Annotated in this window: 13 protein-coding genes and 2 pseudogenes; 10 read left to right on the top strand and 5 right to left on the bottom strand. The window is 63.3% G+C overall.

Features of this window, described 5'->3' with window-relative positions; genetic code table 11:
* A pseudogene (lysK, locus tag EOA79_RS07365) lies at window positions 1-596 on the bottom strand (lysine--tRNA ligase); the annotation flags it as partial.
* Between the two features lie 167 nt (window positions 597-763).
* Here lysK and EOA79_RS07360 point away from each other — a divergent pair.
* The gene (locus tag EOA79_RS07360) at window positions 764-1,174 is read left to right on the top strand and encodes a tellurite resistance TerB family protein (RefSeq protein ID WP_095826065.1); all 411 of its coding nucleotides are present in this window, start codon (window positions 764-766) and stop codon (window positions 1,172-1,174) included.
* Here EOA79_RS07360 and EOA79_RS07355 read toward each other — a convergent pair.
* The gene (locus tag EOA79_RS07355; protein ID WP_095826064.1) at window positions 1,171-2,043 is read right to left on the bottom strand and encodes a transporter substrate-binding domain-containing protein; all 873 of its coding nucleotides are present in this window, start codon (window positions 2,041-2,043) and stop codon (window positions 1,171-1,173) included. The genes EOA79_RS07360 and EOA79_RS07355 overlap by 4 nt on opposite strands.
* Window positions 2,044-2,262: 219 nt before the next feature.
* On the opposite strand from EOA79_RS07355, the gene EOA79_RS07350 reads away from it, so the two are divergent.
* The 3 genes from EOA79_RS07350 to EOA79_RS07340 all read left to right on the top strand — a co-directional run bounded on the left by EOA79_RS07350 (window position 2,263) and on the right by EOA79_RS07340 (window position 4,666).
* Window positions 2,263-2,994, top strand: a complete 732-nt coding sequence (locus EOA79_RS07350) for a LuxR family transcriptional regulator (RefSeq protein WP_066996863.1) — start codon at window positions 2,263-2,265, stop codon at window positions 2,992-2,994.
* Between the two features lie 276 nt (window positions 2,995-3,270).
* Entirely contained in the window at window positions 3,271-3,909 is a 639-nt protein-coding gene (locus tag EOA79_RS07345) for an acyl-homoserine-lactone synthase (protein WP_066996739.1), read from the top strand.
* Window positions 3,910-3,919: 10 nt separating this feature from the next.
* The gene (locus EOA79_RS07340; RefSeq protein WP_095826063.1) at window positions 3,920-4,666 is read left to right on the top strand and encodes an enoyl-CoA hydratase-related protein; all 747 of its coding nucleotides are present in this window, start codon (window positions 3,920-3,922) and stop codon (window positions 4,664-4,666) included.
* Window positions 4,667-4,752: 86 nt separating this feature from the next.
* On the opposite strand, the gene ppk2 is transcribed toward EOA79_RS07340, so the two are convergent.
* Window positions 4,753-5,658: a polyphosphate kinase 2 gene (gene ppk2, locus EOA79_RS07335; RefSeq protein WP_127335168.1), complete on the bottom strand. Its 906-nt coding sequence runs from the start codon at window positions 5,656-5,658 to the stop codon at window positions 4,753-4,755.
* 184 nt (window positions 5,659-5,842) lie between these two features.
* Between ppk2 and EOA79_RS07330 the strand changes: the two genes are divergently transcribed.
* From EOA79_RS07330 to EOA79_RS07320, 3 genes and pseudogenes are all read left to right on the top strand, one after another.
* On the top strand, window positions 5,843-7,108 hold the full coding sequence (locus tag EOA79_RS07330; RefSeq protein ID WP_095826062.1) for an ATP-binding protein: 1,266 nt from the start codon (window positions 5,843-5,845) through the stop codon (window positions 7,106-7,108).
* Window positions 7,109-7,216: 108 nt separating this feature from the next.
* A complete protein-coding gene (phoU, locus tag EOA79_RS07325; protein ID WP_067322722.1) occupies window positions 7,217-7,942 on the top strand; it encodes a phosphate signaling complex protein PhoU in 726 nt (241 codons plus the stop codon).
* 121 nt (window positions 7,943-8,063) lie between these two features.
* Window positions 8,064-9,072 (top strand): annotated as a pseudogene (locus EOA79_RS07320) (magnesium and cobalt transport protein CorA).
* A gap of 109 nt (window positions 9,073-9,181) precedes the next feature.
* Here the strand turns inward: EOA79_RS07320 and EOA79_RS07315 are convergent.
* Window positions 9,182-9,700 (bottom strand): GcrA family cell cycle regulator, encoded by a 519-nt coding sequence (locus EOA79_RS07315; RefSeq protein WP_066996757.1) that lies wholly within the window; start codon window positions 9,698-9,700, stop codon window positions 9,182-9,184.
* 357 nt (window positions 9,701-10,057) lie between these two features.
* On the opposite strand from EOA79_RS07315, the gene EOA79_RS07310 reads away from it, so the two are divergent.
* The 3 genes from EOA79_RS07310 to EOA79_RS07300 all read left to right on the top strand — a co-directional run bounded on the left by EOA79_RS07310 (window position 10,058) and on the right by EOA79_RS07300 (window position 13,324).
* Window positions 10,058-11,257 carry an aspartate aminotransferase family protein gene (locus EOA79_RS07310; protein WP_067322728.1) on the top strand — a complete coding sequence of 400 codons (1,200 nt, stop codon included), beginning with the start codon at window positions 10,058-10,060 and terminating at the stop codon, window positions 11,255-11,257.
* Window positions 11,258-11,272: 15 nt separating this feature from the next.
* Window positions 11,273-12,184, top strand: a complete 912-nt coding sequence (gene argF / locus EOA79_RS07305; protein WP_095799366.1) for an ornithine carbamoyltransferase — start codon at window positions 11,273-11,275, stop codon at window positions 12,182-12,184.
* A gap of 108 nt (window positions 12,185-12,292) precedes the next feature.
* On the top strand, window positions 12,293-13,324 hold the full coding sequence (locus EOA79_RS07300) for an Hsp33 family molecular chaperone (RefSeq protein ID WP_082953802.1): 1,032 nt from the start codon (window positions 12,293-12,295) through the stop codon (window positions 13,322-13,324).
* Between the two features lie 52 nt (window positions 13,325-13,376).
* Here the strand turns inward: EOA79_RS07300 and apaG are convergent, their stop codons facing one another.
* Window positions 13,377-13,769, bottom strand: a complete 393-nt coding sequence (apaG, locus tag EOA79_RS07295) for a Co2+/Mg2+ efflux protein ApaG (protein ID WP_067322738.1) — start codon at window positions 13,767-13,769, stop codon at window positions 13,377-13,379.
* Window positions 13,770-13,962: the final 193 nt, after the last annotated feature.

Genomic DNA, 13,962 nt, shown 5'->3' with positions numbered 1-13,962 from the left:
AGTCCGGGCGCTTCGACGAAGTACTGCTGCGCGCCGCCGAGCGTCGGCAGCATCACCGCCATGATCTCGTCATAGCGCTCGGCGGCGCGCAGCAGTACTTCGTCGAAGCGCCCGGACTTGTAGTATTCGGTCGCGCTGGCGAACTCATAGTCGAAGCCGAACGTGTCGAGGAAGCGGCAGAGCATCGCGTTGTTGTGGTCGGCGAAGCTCGCATAGCCGCCGCCGAACGGATTGGGCACCGATGTGAGCGGCTTGTGCAGGTAGGGCTCGAGCGCCGCGCGATCGGGCACGTTGTCGGGAATCTTGCGCATGCCGTCCATATCGTCGGAGAAGCACAACAGCTTGGTCTTGACCGTGTCCTGCGTCAGCACGCGGAAGGCGTGCCTCACCATCGTGGTGCGCGCCACCTCGCCGAAGGTGCCGATATGCGGCAGGCCGGACGGGCCGTAACCGGTCTCGAACAGGACGGTATCGGGAAAGTCCCTGTTCTTGTAGCGGGCAATGATCTTCTTGGCTTCTTCGAACGGCCATGCCTTGCTTTCGGCGGCGGCCGCAAGCATCTCGGCATTGAGATCGATGATGTTTGATCCCGTCATGTCACTTTCCAGGTAATCTGCCGGCCAGATGTGTCGGCTTGGGCGCGTAAAGATTTTCACCCGGTCTCTAGGCGCGACGGGCCGGAGCGTCAACGATTTGCGGCGCTTTTCCTTGCGGCGCCTCACTGCCAATCCTACGTTGAAGCCTCACCATCAAGGAGTTTTGAATGCCTTTGACGCCGCACGAAGCCCTGATCTATCTCATGGTCATCACTTCGGCATCCGACCGCGACATGACCGATGTCGAACTGGCGCGGATCGGGGACGTCGTCCGTTCTTGGCCCGTGTTTGTCGATTTCAACAGCGACAGCCTGGTCGGCGTGGCTCAAGCGTGCCAGCAGGCTCTGCACGACAAGGACGGGCTGGAAGGCGTCCTCGCGCGCGTCGCCGATGCGCTGCCGGAGCGGTTGCGTGACACCGCCTATGCCGCCGCTTTCGAGGTCGCGGCAGTCGATCTCGAAATGCGCATGGAGGAGTTGAGGGTGCTGCAGCTCATCCGACGGAAGCTCGATCTCGACACGCTCACCGTGGCGGCGATCGCCCGTGCGGCGAAGGCCCGCCTGCGCACACTGACTTAGAAAAAGCTCACCGGAAAATAGCGCAGGTAGAACTCGGCGAAGGTTCCCTTGATCGAGATTTCCTGCAACGCGTAGTCGAAGGCGGCGGCCAGCGCCGGGTCGCCCGCCCTGGTGGCGATCGCCATGCCCGAGCCCAGATATTCGGGCGCCAGATAAGGGCCGCCGGCGAAGCGGCAGCAGCCGGCGGCTTCCGAGCCGCCGAGCCAGAAGGCGAAGCGCATGCCGTCGCCGAAGGCGGCGTCGATCCTGCCGGCCTTGAGGTCCGCGTAGAGGTCCTCGGCCTTGTCGAAGGGCACGACCTGCACCGTGCTGAAATAGTCGCGCAGCATCTTCTCATGCGCCGAGCCGGCGATGACGCCCACGCGCTTGCTGCGCAGCTTGTCGAGGATCGGCTCGGTAAACGCCTTGGCCTTCGGCATGATGAAGCGCGCCGGGAACTGCAGATAGGAACGCGAGAAGGCGTATTTCTCGCGGCTTTCCGGCGTCGCCGCGATGCCGGCGATGATCGCCTCGCCTTCGCCTTTCCGCAGCGCGTCGTCGAGATCGTTCCAGGGCAGCGCCTGGATCTGGCATTTCTCGACGATGCCGAGTTCGGCGCAGATCGCCCGCGCCAGGTCGATGTGGAAACCCGACAGCCGGCCGGAGCCGTCGAGGAAGTTGAAAGGCGGAAAATCGGTGGTGGTGAGGAATCTCAGCCTCGGCAACGCCGAAAGATCGGGCTTCGGCAGCCGCTCCTTGGCATCCCACAGCACCGGAACCTGCGGCTCCGCCGCGCGAGTCGCGTCGGCAAATGGCAACGCTCCGATCAGCGCCGACAGGAGGGCCAGAAATATCCATCGGAATGGCACGATAACGCTCCGCCCAATCATGTCCTTGGCTCTTCGTACGAAAACAGTGCAGGCACAATTGTTTTTGATTTCAAACGGGCGAATTCGGCGTATGGTTTAGTGCGTTTGCAAGTTTCAGCGCGCGCCCGCAACAGGGGCAGGTGTCGCGAAGAAACTTGTGGTCCGGGGTTGATGGCGAAGGGTGGTTCGGGCATCTACGATCGGTACGAAAAGCAGAAGCAACATGGGGTAGATGTTGCGATGAGCATGTTCGATAGAACTCTGGAATACATCGACCAATTACAGCACGCCAACACTGCTGCGGCAGTGTGCGAGCGGCTGCTCGGCGTCACCTCGAGTTTCGGGCTGACGGCGCTGATGGCCGGAACGGTCCCGCAACCCGGCACGCCGCGCGGCCAGCAGAAGGACCATGTGCTGCTCTGCGACTGGCCGGGCGAGTGGCTGGAGCGCTATGTGGCGCGCAACTATGTCGACCATGATCCGGTCGTCAGCCACATGAAGCAATTGCAGGCCCCGTTCCAGTGGCGGGAGGCTTCCCAGGCCATCGTCATCGACAAGAGCAGCGACGAGGTCATGGGCGACGCCCGCGAGTTCAAGCTGCGCGACGGCCTCGCCTTCCCGCTGGTCACGCTCGACGGCCAGATCGTCATGGTCTCGCTGGGTGGCGAGTCCGTTGAACTGTCGGACGTCGAATTCGGAATGGTCTCGCTGGTGTCCACCTACGCCATCGGCCGCGCCATGCAGCTTCACACGATGGCCGGCAAGGTCGTCGACCACATCGAACTCACACCGCGTGAGCGCGAATGCCTGCAATGGGCAGCTGTCGGAAAGTCCGAGTGGGAAATTTCGCAGATTCTCGGCATTTCGGAGCATACCTCCGAGAAACACCTTCTCAACGCGAAGAGCAAACTGGGCGCCGCTAACCGTGTGCAGGCAGTCGCCGAGGCGATCAGGCGTGGCTATATTAGCTAAATCGGCCGTGCTGGCCCAGAAACGGTCCCATGCGCATTCGCGTAATATTTTAAGCAAGGGCGAGCGGTGTCCTTGTCTTAAGAGAGGGCTAATACTTTCTTAACGCCAAAGCAAACTGGGCGTCGCCATCCGCGTGCAGGCGGTCGCGGAGGCAGTTAGGCGCGGCTATATTGGCCGGGTCGGTCGGTGCCGACCTAAAAATTCTTGCCTACGCGATCGCGTAATATTTTCCGGAGAGCCCGGCCGTATCTTCCTCTCAAGCCCAGGAGACGGCTAATGCTTTTTTCCCTCACAACTCAGGAATTGATGGAGCGCCCCGATCTGTGGGAAGCGGTTCACCGCCTGCGCTACAAGATCTTCGTCGAGGAGATGGGCTGGACCGATCTCGACCGCCCGGACGGCCTCGAGATCGACCAATTCGATCATGACGAGGCCGAGCATCACCTCGTCATCCGCAACGGCGAGCTAGCCGGCTATCAGCGCATGCTGCCGACGACGCGGCCGCATCTACTGACCGATGTGCTGACGGACCTCTATGAGGGGACGCCGCCCTCGGGGCCGCGAGTCTGGGAGCTGACCCGCTATGCGGTGGCGCCGGGCTTCCGTGATGGCAAGCGCGGCGTCTCGACGGTCGGCACCGAGCTGATCGCCGGTTTCGTCGAATGGGGCCTCAAGCGCAACGTCAACCAGGTCATCATCGAGTTCGAACCGATGTGGGTGCTGCGCGCGCTGCAGCTGCACTTCCTGGCGACGCCGCTCGGTTACCAGCGCACCTATGGCAACCAGCAGGTGGTGGCGACGCTGCTCACCTTTTCCGAGCATACGCTGGAGGTGGTGCGCCAGCGCCGCAACCACTTCCCGCCGGTGCTGATGAGAGGCTATCCCGGCCAGCTCGGCCTCAGACAGGCTTCGTGAGGAGGTTGTCATGAGCTTCCACCCCGAACCTGAGCTGCGCGGCCACACGCTGGTCGTCACCGTGTCCTCGCATGACGGCCGGCCGGTGCTGGACAGGCACGCCTATGCGTGCCTCGCCAGGACCTTCCACGAGGCCGCCGTCAATGACGAGGTTCGCGTGGTCGTGCTGCGCGGCCTTGCCGGCTGCTTCTGCCTCGGCGGCGACTTCTCGGAGTTCCTCGACGCCGCCAAGCACCAGCAGCTGATTGCCGCCGTCACCGATATGTTTCGCAGGCTTGCGACCTTTCCCAAGCCGGTCCTTGCCTGCGTCGACGGGGACGCCGTCGGCGTCGGCTGCACCATCCTGTTCCACTGCGACATGGTGATCGCCTCCAGGGGCAGCACGTTCAGGGTGCCGTTCGTCGATTTCGGCCTGGTGCCGGACGCGGCGACCAGCATCCTGGCGCCCCAGAAGCTCGGCTATGCCGGCGCCTTCCGCTTCTTCTGCCTGGGCGACACGCTGGGCGTCGACGACGCCAAGGCGCTTGGCCTTGTCGGTGAGATCGTGGAAGGCAGCGCCGAGGAAATAGCCTTGGCGCGGGCAAGGCAGCTCGCCAAGAAGCCGGTTGCCGCGCTGTTGCAGACCCGCGGCCTGCTCAAGGGGGATACGGACGTTCTGTGCGACCGCATCGACCATGAGATATCGCTGTTCCAGCAAGCGCTGCAGGACGACGCCACGCTGAAGCGTTTGCAGCGGATCGCCCGCCTCGCGGCGTGACACCTTGGTGGAAAGTCTCAGCGCCGCGTACCCGCGAAGGTGCGCGGCGCTGTAGTGTTGGCCGCCGGCCGCGGGCACGGTGCAAGCTATTTCTCCAGGAACGACCGGCCTTCCCCGATGATCTTCTTGTCGGGCTTGCCGACGGCGTCGAGGTCGCGGCCGTCATAAGGCAAGGACAGAAGGATACGCTGGATCACCGCAAGCCGCGCACGGCGCTTGTCGTTGGCGCGCACGATGATCCAGGGCGCGAACTCCTTGTGAGTGCGCTCGAACATCAGGTCGCGCGCCTTGGTGTAATCGTCCCATTTGCTGATGCCGGCGACGTCGATCGGCGAGAATTTCCAGTTCTTCAATGGCGACCAGCGGCGATCATGGAACCGTTCAAGCTGCGTCTCGCGACCGATGTTCAGCCAGAATTTGAAGAAGTGGATACCCTCGTTGCAGATCATCCGCTCGAAATGCGGCGTCTCGTCGAGGAATGTCTCGTGCTGCTCCGGGGTGCAGAATCCCATGACCGGCTCGACGCCGGCGCGGTTATACCAGGAGCGGTCGAAGGTGACGAACTCGCCGGAGGTCGGGAAATGGTCGACATAGCGCTGATAGTACCATTGGCCATGCTCCGTCGGCGTCGGCTTGGTCAGCGCCACGTTGCGTGCCGTGCGCGGGTTCATGTACTGCCGCAGGACGAAGATCGTGCCGCCCTTGCCAGCCGCGTCGCGCCCCTCGAACAGCGCCAACACCCGTTTGCCGGTCGCCTGCAGCCAGGCCTGCGCCTTGACCAGCTCGATCTGCAGCCGCTCGAGTTCCTCGTCGTACTCTTCACCCTTCATCTTCTTGTCGTAGGGATAGCCGCCGGCGGTCAGCTTGTTGTCCTCGATCCAGTCCGGCAGCACCGGGTTGTCGATGTCGAACTCGCGTTCCTTACCCCCTATCCTCATCTTGATCGGTCCTGCGGCAGGCGCCGCGTCGGCATTTCCCTCGGCTTTTTTCATCGGGGCGAACCTTTCCAGCTTGCGGACTCGTGCTATGGGAGCCTCTGAGGCGTTGCGTCCGTCTGGACGCGCGGTAGCACTTTGATTTTGCGCATGAACACTCCAGAAAATCGATTCCGATTTTTGGGGGTCATGCGCAGGTCCAGTCGGCTGACCTTTCACCGACGGGGATACGAGGCAGCGCATGGTCGATAAGGGCGCAGACCAGAAAGGCGCAACGCGGGCAGCCATAGCCCAGCTGCGGCGCAGCCGCTGGTTGCTGGCCGCGGCCCTGGTCGCGGTCCTCGGCGTCTATGGTTTCGGCGGCCTTTCGATCTTTGTGCCTCTGCTGGCCCTCGCGTTGCTGGTCGCGGCCGCAATGCTGCCGACCGCCGCCGAGCGCCAGTCAGCCGGCGGGACTGCCGCCGTCGAAGTCGGCGGGCTGCAGCGGCTGTCCGGCGAATATCTGGCCGCCGCCGTTGCCGATCCGCTGATCATCTTCGACCGGACCGCCACTATCGTCCACGCCAACGCGGCCGCCTTTGCCGCCTTCGGTGGGCTGGCCCCCGGCATGTCGCTGTCGCTCAAATTCCGCGCGCCGGAAATGCAGGCTTTGCTTGACGGGATCGTCTCGGGAACTATGGCGTCCGATGTCGTCGACTACACGGAAAAGCTGCCGGTCGAGCGCACATACCGGGTGAGCGCGTCCTCGGTCGGCCATGGCACCGATCTTTACGTGCTGGTGTTCAAGGATCAGAGCGAGGCGCGCCGCATCGAGCGCATGCGCGCCGACTTCATCGCCAATGCCAGCCATGAGCTGCGCACCCCGCTCGCCTCGATCGCCGGCTTCATCGAGACGTTGCGCGGGCCTGCCCGCAACGACGCGGCGGCGCGCGACCAGTTCCTGCAGATCATGCAGAACCAGACGGGCCGCATGGCGCGCCTGATCGACGACCTGTTGTCGCTGTCGCGGCTGGAGATGAAGCCCTATCTGCGGCCGGGGACCGAAGTCGACCTTCGACAGACCATCGACAGCGTCATCGACTCGCTCGCGCCGCTGGCCAACGAGAACGGCATCGCCATCGAGCGGGACTTCATCGATGGGCCGATTTCCGTGCCGGGCGACCGCGACGAGCTCTTCCAGGTTTTCGAGAACCTGCTGGAGAATGCCTGCAAATACGGCCAGTCGGGCGGACGCGTCACCGTGTCGATAGCACACGCCGAGGACGGCCACGACCCAGGCATCGACGTGACCATAAGGGACTATGGTCCAGGCATTGCCGAGGAACACATCCCCCGCATCACGGAGCGCTTCTACCGCGTCGACGTGGAAAACAGCCGGACTCAGAAAGGCACCGGCCTTGGCCTTTCGATCGTCAAGCATATATTGACACGTCATAACGCAAGGCTGTCGATCAAGTCGGAAGTCGGCAAGGGCGCGGCGTTCACGGTTCATTTGCCGGCTCAATGATCCTATATTGGTTGGCAACCGGCATTTTCTTTTTTCTGTCATCCGGCTCGCGTATCAGCGGCAGGTTGAGGGAACGCACCAGCCGGCAGGAACCGAGAAGGCATATCGATGCAGTCCGTCCACATTGTCAGTGCCTATGACGAAGAACTGAAATTCCTGTCGAAGCGCATCGCCGCCATGGGCGGGCATGCCGAGCGCATGGTCGAGCAGGCTATCGCGGCCCTCGTGAACGCCGATCCGGGTTTGGCACAGAAAGTCATCCAGGACGATCTCGTTCTCGACGAGGGACAGCGCGAGATCGACGACAAGGCGATCGTCATCATCGCCAGGCGCCAGCCGATGGCGACGGACCTGCGCGAGATCGTCGGCGCCATCCGCATCTCGGCCGACATCGAGCGCGTCGGCGATCTCGGCAAGAACGTCGCCAAGCGCGTCGCGGCGGTCATTGACGGCCGCCAGCCGAGCAGCCTCTTCCGCGGCCTCAAGGCGCTAGCCGATCTGGCGTTGACGCAGCTTAAGGAAGTGCTCGACGTCTATGCCTCGCGCTCGGTCGAGAAGATCGGCTTCGTGCGCGACCGCGACGACCAGATCGACGCCATGTACACTTCGCTGTTCCGTGAACTTCTGACCTATATGATGGAAGATCCGCGCAACATCACCCCCTGCACCCACTTGCTGTTCTGCGCCAAGAACATCGAGCGGATCGGCGACCACGCCACCAACATCGCCGAAACCATCTATTACATCGTCACCGGCGACCAGATGCCGGCCGAGCGGCCGAAGGGCGACAAGACCGACCAGGTGGTGTTGCCTGGCCCAGTATCGGCCGGGTGACGCGGTATCGGCGACCCAAGATCGGCCAAGTGAAGGGGCGGCCACTCGAACGGCTTTCCAATTTAGGCTAAGCTATTCCAGGTGCAGCAGTTTTGTCAGTCGCCGTCTCGGAGGTTTTGCGATGGAGCAAGTTCGAAACCTGACCGCGGCCCCGCAGCCGACATCCGGCATTGTTGCGTGCAGCGTCTATTCCGCCGGCAAGCGCGTCGCCGACATTACGATCGAAGAGGCCGGCATATGGGCGGCAAAGCCCGGCCATGTCGTCTGGATCGGCCTGCTCGAGCCGGACCGCAACCTGCTGCTTAGGGTGCAGGCGCAGTTCCATCTGCATGATCTGGCGATCGAAGACGCAGAACACCCGCATCAGCGGCCGAAAATCGAACAGTATGGCGATGCCTTGTTCATCGTCGCCCGCACAGCGCAACTGATCGATGGCCGCGTCACCTTCGGCGAGACGCATCTCTTCGTCGGCACCGGCTATATCGTCAGCGTCAGGCACGGCCCGTCGACCTCTTACGCCGCGGTGCGCCAGCACTGGGAAAGCTGCCCGTCCTCGCTCGCCAAGGGCGAGGATTCGTCCTCTATGCAATTCTCGACTTCATCGTCGACAACTACATGCCTGTGCTCGAGCAGATCGAGGACGAGGTCGAGCAGATCGAGGACAAGGTGCTGCTGAAGCCGATGAGCGGTGGCGACATCGAGCGGCTCTACATGCTGCGCCGCGATCTGCTCAGGCTGCGCAACGCGGCGCTGCCGCTGGTCGAGGTCTGCCGGCGGCTGACCAGCGCCGAGCTGCCGCAGATCCATGCCGCCATGCATCCGCTGTTCCGCGACGTGACGGACCACATCCGCACCGTGCAGGAAAAGATCGACAGCCTGCGCGAGGTGCTCGCCTTCGCCTTCGAGGCAAGCCTTCTGGTCGGACAGAGCCAGGAAACGGCGATCTCCAAGAAGCTGGCCTCATGGGCGGCCATCCTGGCGGTGCCCACGGCCTTCGCGGCATTTACGGCATGAATTTCGACGACATGCCTGAACTGAAGATGGAATACGGCTACCCGACAGTCCTGGCCGCCATCGCGCTGATCTGCGCGTTTCTGTATTGGCGGTTCAGGAAGAATGGATGGCTGTGAAATAGCGAACAGCGAATAGCGATAAAGAAGCTTGTGCCGGACTCGAATATCGATGTTATTCCTATTTCGTTCGCTATTCGCTATTCGCTATTCGCTATTCGCTATTCGCTTAGCGGCTTCTGCGCCTTTCCGCCGCCGGCTGGAACGCCACCCTTGCATGGTATTTGCAGTACGGCCCGGTTTCGCCAGCGTCGTTGCCGCAGAAGCTAAAGTCTTCCGACAGCGGATCGCCGTTGGGCCATTTGCAGGTGCGCTCGGTCAGCTCGACGAGCTGCAGGTTGCGCGAGATTGGCACGACAACGTTCTCGACCGGGCGGATATAGTGGCGCGCCACCGGCTCCGCCTCGAACTGCACCTGCAGAGCGGTCGCGCCGATGGAGGCCGTCACATGACGGGCTGCGCTGGCGGCACGAGCCACGGACTTCTGCATCGAGGCGCCCTGCGTGGCCTTCTTCTGCCGTGCCGGCGCCGCGGTCGCGCGGCCGCGGCCCGACAGTTTCAGGCGATGCACCTTGCCGATAACGGCATTGCGGCTCACACCGCCGAGCTGCGCGGCGATCTGGCTGGCGCTGAGACCCTCCGACCACAATTTCCTGAGAAGTTCGACTCGCTCGTCAGTCCAGTTCATGAGACCGCGCTCCTGCTGAGGCGTGCGGCGGTCAGAATCCTTTCCCGAGCCGGCTCTCGCCGGGCAAACGACACCACATGTACCGGGTGATTAGATCCGCCGCACGAAATCTAGTTATTTCTCGACTACAATTACCTTATGCGCTGACTCGGTGACAAGAGTCCCCAGGGCAACACCGATTCGGTTTTTACGGTTTTCCCCAACTTGCCCAACCGCTGATGGGCCGGCGTGGCGCTGGAGCCTTGCCGCGCGCTTCTGCGCGACCTTTTCGTTGACTTCATGGCCGAAAAACATGATAAGCCGCAAAGGCCGCCGCATTGGCGGCTTTTTTGATTTCCGGTTCCGGAGACGCATATAATGAGCGGTTCGGCGCTTTACGAGACTTTTGCTCGCGCACCCCTGGCCTTCGACCGCGGGGAGGGGACCTGGCTGGTCACCGACAAGGGCGAGCGATATCTCGACTTCGCCGGCGGCATCGCCGTGAACTCGCTGGGCCACAGCCATCCGCATCTGGTCGCGGCGCTCACCGGGCAGGCGGCCAAGCTGTGGCACGTCTCCAATCTCTACGAGATCCCGGAGCAGCGCCGGCTGGGCGAAAGGCTGGTCGATGCAACCTTCGCCGACAAGGTGTTCTTCACCAATTCGGGCGCCGAGGCTCTGGAATGCGCCATCAAGTCGGCCAGGCGCTATCAGTTCGTCAAAGGCCATCCGGAGCGTTTCCGCATCATCACTTTCGAGGGCGCCTTCCACGGCCGCACGCTGGCGACGATCGCCGCCGGCGGTCAGTACAAATATCTCGAGGGTTTCGGTCCGAAGGTCGAGGGCTTCGACCAGGTCGCGTTCGACGATATCGATGCCGCCGAGAAGGCGATCACACCGGAAACCGCGGCTATCCTGATCGAACCGGTGCAGGGCGAGGGCGGCATCCGCCCGGTGCCGACGCAGTCGTTGAAGCGGATTCGGCAACTCTGTGACCGGCATGGCCTGCTTCTGATCTTCGACGAGGTCCAGTGCGGCATCGGGCGCACCGGCAAGCTGTTCGCGCATGAGTGGGCGGGCGTCACGCCTGACCTGATGGCGATCGCCAAGGGCATCGGCGGCGGTTTTCCGATGGGTGCCTGCCTCGCAACCGACGACGCGGCGGCTGGCATGACGGCCGGCGTGCACGGCACCACTTTCGGCGGCAATCCGCTGGCGATGGCGGTGGGCAACGCCGTGCTCGACGTCGTGCTGGCCGACGGCTTCCTCGAGGACGTTCAGCGCAAGGCATTGCTGCTGAAGCAAGGACTGGCGGCGGTCGCCGACGAATTTCCCGAGGTCATCGAAGGCATCCGGGGAAGCGGGCTGATGCTAGGGCTGAAATGCGCCATGCCCAACGCCAAGGTTAACATGGCGCTGCGCGACCAGCACTTGCTTGCGGTGCCGGCGGGCGACAACGTCATCCGGCTTTTGCCGCCGCTCACCGTCACCGACGAGGAGATCGGGGAGGCGCTGAAACGCATTCGGTCGGGCGCCAAGGGCCTGACCGACGCGATTACGGCCGAAGCCGCGAAGTAGTTCTGGAATCTGCCGATGAGCGTTCGTCACTTCACCGACCTGTCCGCCGTTTCCGCAGGCGATCTGCGCGTCATGCTGGACGATGCGATGGCGCGAAAGACCAGGCTCAAGGCCGGCGAGCGTTCGAAGCCGCTCGAGGGCAAGGTGCTGGCGATGATCTTCGACAAGCCTTCGACGCGCACGCGCGTTTCCTTCGACGTCGGCATGCGCCAACTCGGCGGCGAGACCATCATGCTGACCGGCACCGAGATGCAGCTCGGCCGTTCTGAAACCATCGCCGACACCGCCAAGGTGCTGTCGCGCTATGTCGATGCCATCATGATCCGCACCACCTCGCATGACCGGTTGCTGGAACTCACCGAAAACGCGACCGTGCCGGTGATCAATGGGCTGACCGACGATACCCATCCCTGCCAGCTGATGGCCGACATCATGACCTATGAGGAGCATCGCGGTCCGGTGGCCGGCAAGACCTTCGCCTGGACAGGTGACGGCAACAATGTGCTGCACTCGCTTCTAGAAGCCTCGGCGCGGTTCCGCTTCAACCTCAATGTCGCCGTGCCGGAGGGCAGCGAGCCGTTCGAGAAATATGTCGACTGGGCGAAGGCCAATGGCGGCAAGGTGAGGTTTGCCGGCTCGGCCGAAGAGGCCGTCGACCAGGCTGATTGCGTCGTCACCGACAGCTGGGTGTCGATGGGCCAGGAGCATCGCGCCCGCGGCCATAACGTCTTCCTGCCCTACCAGGTCAACGCCGCGCTGATGGCGAGGGCGAAGTCCGACGCGCTTTTCATGCACTGCCTGCCTGCGCATCGCGGCGAGGAGGTCACCGACGAGGTGATCGACGGACCGCATTCGGTGGTCTTCGACGAGGCCGAGAACCGGCTGCACGCCCAGAAGGCGGTGCTGGCCTGGTGCCTGGGCGCTTGACCGGGGTCGACTTGATCCGCGCCAACTTGATCCCGGGATGTGTGATGCCTATTTGCGGGCCATCACTGAAATCGAACGCGCTTCGACCCATGCCGCCTGGAAAGCGGGATGGATGCGCCCCGGAGTTTTGTCATGCTGGAAACGCTTTCCTTGGCTGAGCATCAACCCAAACTCGGCGAATTCGGCTTCGCAGGCGACGACCATGTCGTGCCTTACGAAGTAGCGCCCCTGGATGTGCGCGGCCGCACGGTGCAGCTCGGGCCGATGCTCGACGCCATTCTCAGCCGCCACGATTATCCCGAGCCGGTCGCGCGCCTGCTGGCGGAGGCCTGCGTGCTCACCGTACTGCTCGGCACGTCGCTGAAATTCGAGGGCAAGTTCATCCTGCAAACCCGCACGGACGGACCGGTCGACATGCTGGTGGCGGACTTTACCACGCCGCATTCGTTGCGCGCCTATGCGCGCTTCGACGCCGACCGGCTGCAGGCGCTGATTGCCTCGGGCGAGATCTCGCAGGAGAAGCTGCTCGGCACCGGCGTCCTGGCCCTGACCATCGATCAGGGCGCGCACACGCAGCGCTATCAGGGCATCGTCCAACTCGACGGCACATCGCTGGAAGAAGCCGCGCGGACCTATTTCCGCCAGTCGGAGCAGATCCCGACCGATCTGAGGATGTCGGTTGCGAAGCTGGTGACCCCGGGCCCGGGCGGGGCCCGCGAGCAATGGCGCGCCGGCGGTATCCTGGCGCAGTTCCTGCCGCAGGCGCCCGAACGCATGCGCGTGCCCGACATTTCGGGCGGGGATGGCGATCCACGAGACGTGACGCACGAACCGGCCGACAATTCCTGGCGGGAACTCTTGGCGCTGCTCGGCACCATCGAGCCGACCGAGCTCATCGATCCGACGGTGGGTGCCGAGCGGCTGCTCTACCGGCTGTTCCACGAGCACGGCGTGCGCGTCTTCCGCGGTGTGCCGGTCGCCGATCAGTGCTCCTGCTCGCGCGACAAAATCCGAGGCATTCTCGAAGGCTTCTCGGCCGAGGAGATAAAGGACTCGACCGAGGACGGCGGTATCCATGTCGCTTGCGAGTTCTGCTCGACGCAGTACGACTTCGATCCGGCGGAGTTTGCGGCGGAGTGAGAAAGCTCCGGCTCCTCGCCCCCGCTTTGCGGAGGCGGGGAACTCGAGTTCTTTAATTCACCGTCCTTTTCGTCCCCGGCATATCGAGCGAGAAAGCCGGAATGGCGACGTCGAACGTTTCGCCGCGGCCGTTGCGCATCGTGTAGCGGCCGACCATGATGCCGGATGGCGTCGAGAGCGGGCATCCCGACGTGTACTGATAGCTGTCGCCGGGGTTGAGCTCCGGCTGGTCGCCGACCACGCCCTCGCCGCGCACTTCTTCGACTCGGCCACGCCCGTCGGTGATGTGCCAGTAGCGCGACAGAAGCTGCACGAACTCGTCCGACCGGTTGTCGATCGTCACCTGGTAGCCCCAGACATAGCGGTTTTCGGACGGATCGGAACGGTCCTCCAGATAAAACGGCCTGACCTGCACTTCGATGTTGCGCGTCACGGCGCGATACATGAGCCACTCCGGTGCCGCAGGGAACATTTTACCGCGCTTCGCGGTTCTACCTCCGCGGCGTCGCCAGCCTGCCGGCTTTTCCACCGCAAGTGCCGACAAACAATGTCATTTAAGTGACACATGACAATGTTGGTGTGCACAAACCGTGCGGGCGACTCGGGCGCTTTGTCGAGTGATGAAACGGCCTCGGGCG

The sequence above is a fragment of the Mesorhizobium sp. M1A.F.Ca.IN.020.03.2.1 genome, assembly GCF_004023205.1.
In the GTDB taxonomy this organism is placed as follows: Bacteria; Pseudomonadota; Alphaproteobacteria; order Rhizobiales; family Rhizobiaceae; genus Mesorhizobium.
This window is presented reverse-complemented; position numbering and strand designations above follow the sequence as displayed.

Excerpts from the sequence above, each read along its gene's own strand:
- phoU (WP_067322722.1), top strand. The coding sequence starts at position 7,217 with ATGCAGTCCGTCCACATTGTCAGTGCCTATGACGAAGAACTGAAATTC.
- apaG (WP_067322738.1), bottom strand. The coding sequence starts at position 13,769 with ATGTATCGCGCCGTGACGCGCAACATCGAAGTGCAGGTCAGGCCGTTT.
- EOA79_RS07310 (WP_067322728.1), top strand. The coding sequence starts at position 10,058 with ATGAGCGGTTCGGCGCTTTACGAGACTTTTGCTCGCGCACCCCTGGCC.
- EOA79_RS07315 (WP_066996757.1), bottom strand. The coding sequence starts at position 9,700 with ATGAACTGGACTGACGAGCGAGTCGAACTTCTCAGGAAATTGTGGTCG.
- EOA79_RS07350 (WP_066996863.1), top strand. The coding sequence starts at position 2,263 with ATGAGCATGTTCGATAGAACTCTGGAATACATCGACCAATTACAGCAC.
- EOA79_RS07330 (WP_095826062.1), top strand. The coding sequence starts at position 5,843 with ATGGTCGATAAGGGCGCAGACCAGAAAGGCGCAACGCGGGCAGCCATA.
- argF (WP_095799366.1), top strand. The coding sequence starts at position 11,273 with ATGAGCGTTCGTCACTTCACCGACCTGTCCGCCGTTTCCGCAGGCGAT.
- EOA79_RS07300 (WP_082953802.1), top strand. The coding sequence starts at position 12,293 with ATGGATGCGCCCCGGAGTTTTGTCATGCTGGAAACGCTTTCCTTGGCT.
- EOA79_RS07355 (WP_095826064.1), bottom strand. The coding sequence starts at position 2,043 with ATGATTGGGCGGAGCGTTATCGTGCCATTCCGATGGATATTTCTGGCC.
- ppk2 (WP_127335168.1), bottom strand. The coding sequence starts at position 5,658 with ATGAAAAAAGCCGAGGGAAATGCCGACGCGGCGCCTGCCGCAGGACCG.
- EOA79_RS07340 (WP_095826063.1), top strand. The coding sequence starts at position 3,920 with ATGAGCTTCCACCCCGAACCTGAGCTGCGCGGCCACACGCTGGTCGTC.
- EOA79_RS07360 (WP_095826065.1), top strand. The coding sequence starts at position 764 with ATGCCTTTGACGCCGCACGAAGCCCTGATCTATCTCATGGTCATCACT.
- EOA79_RS07345 (WP_066996739.1), top strand. The coding sequence starts at position 3,271 with ATGCTTTTTTCCCTCACAACTCAGGAATTGATGGAGCGCCCCGATCTG.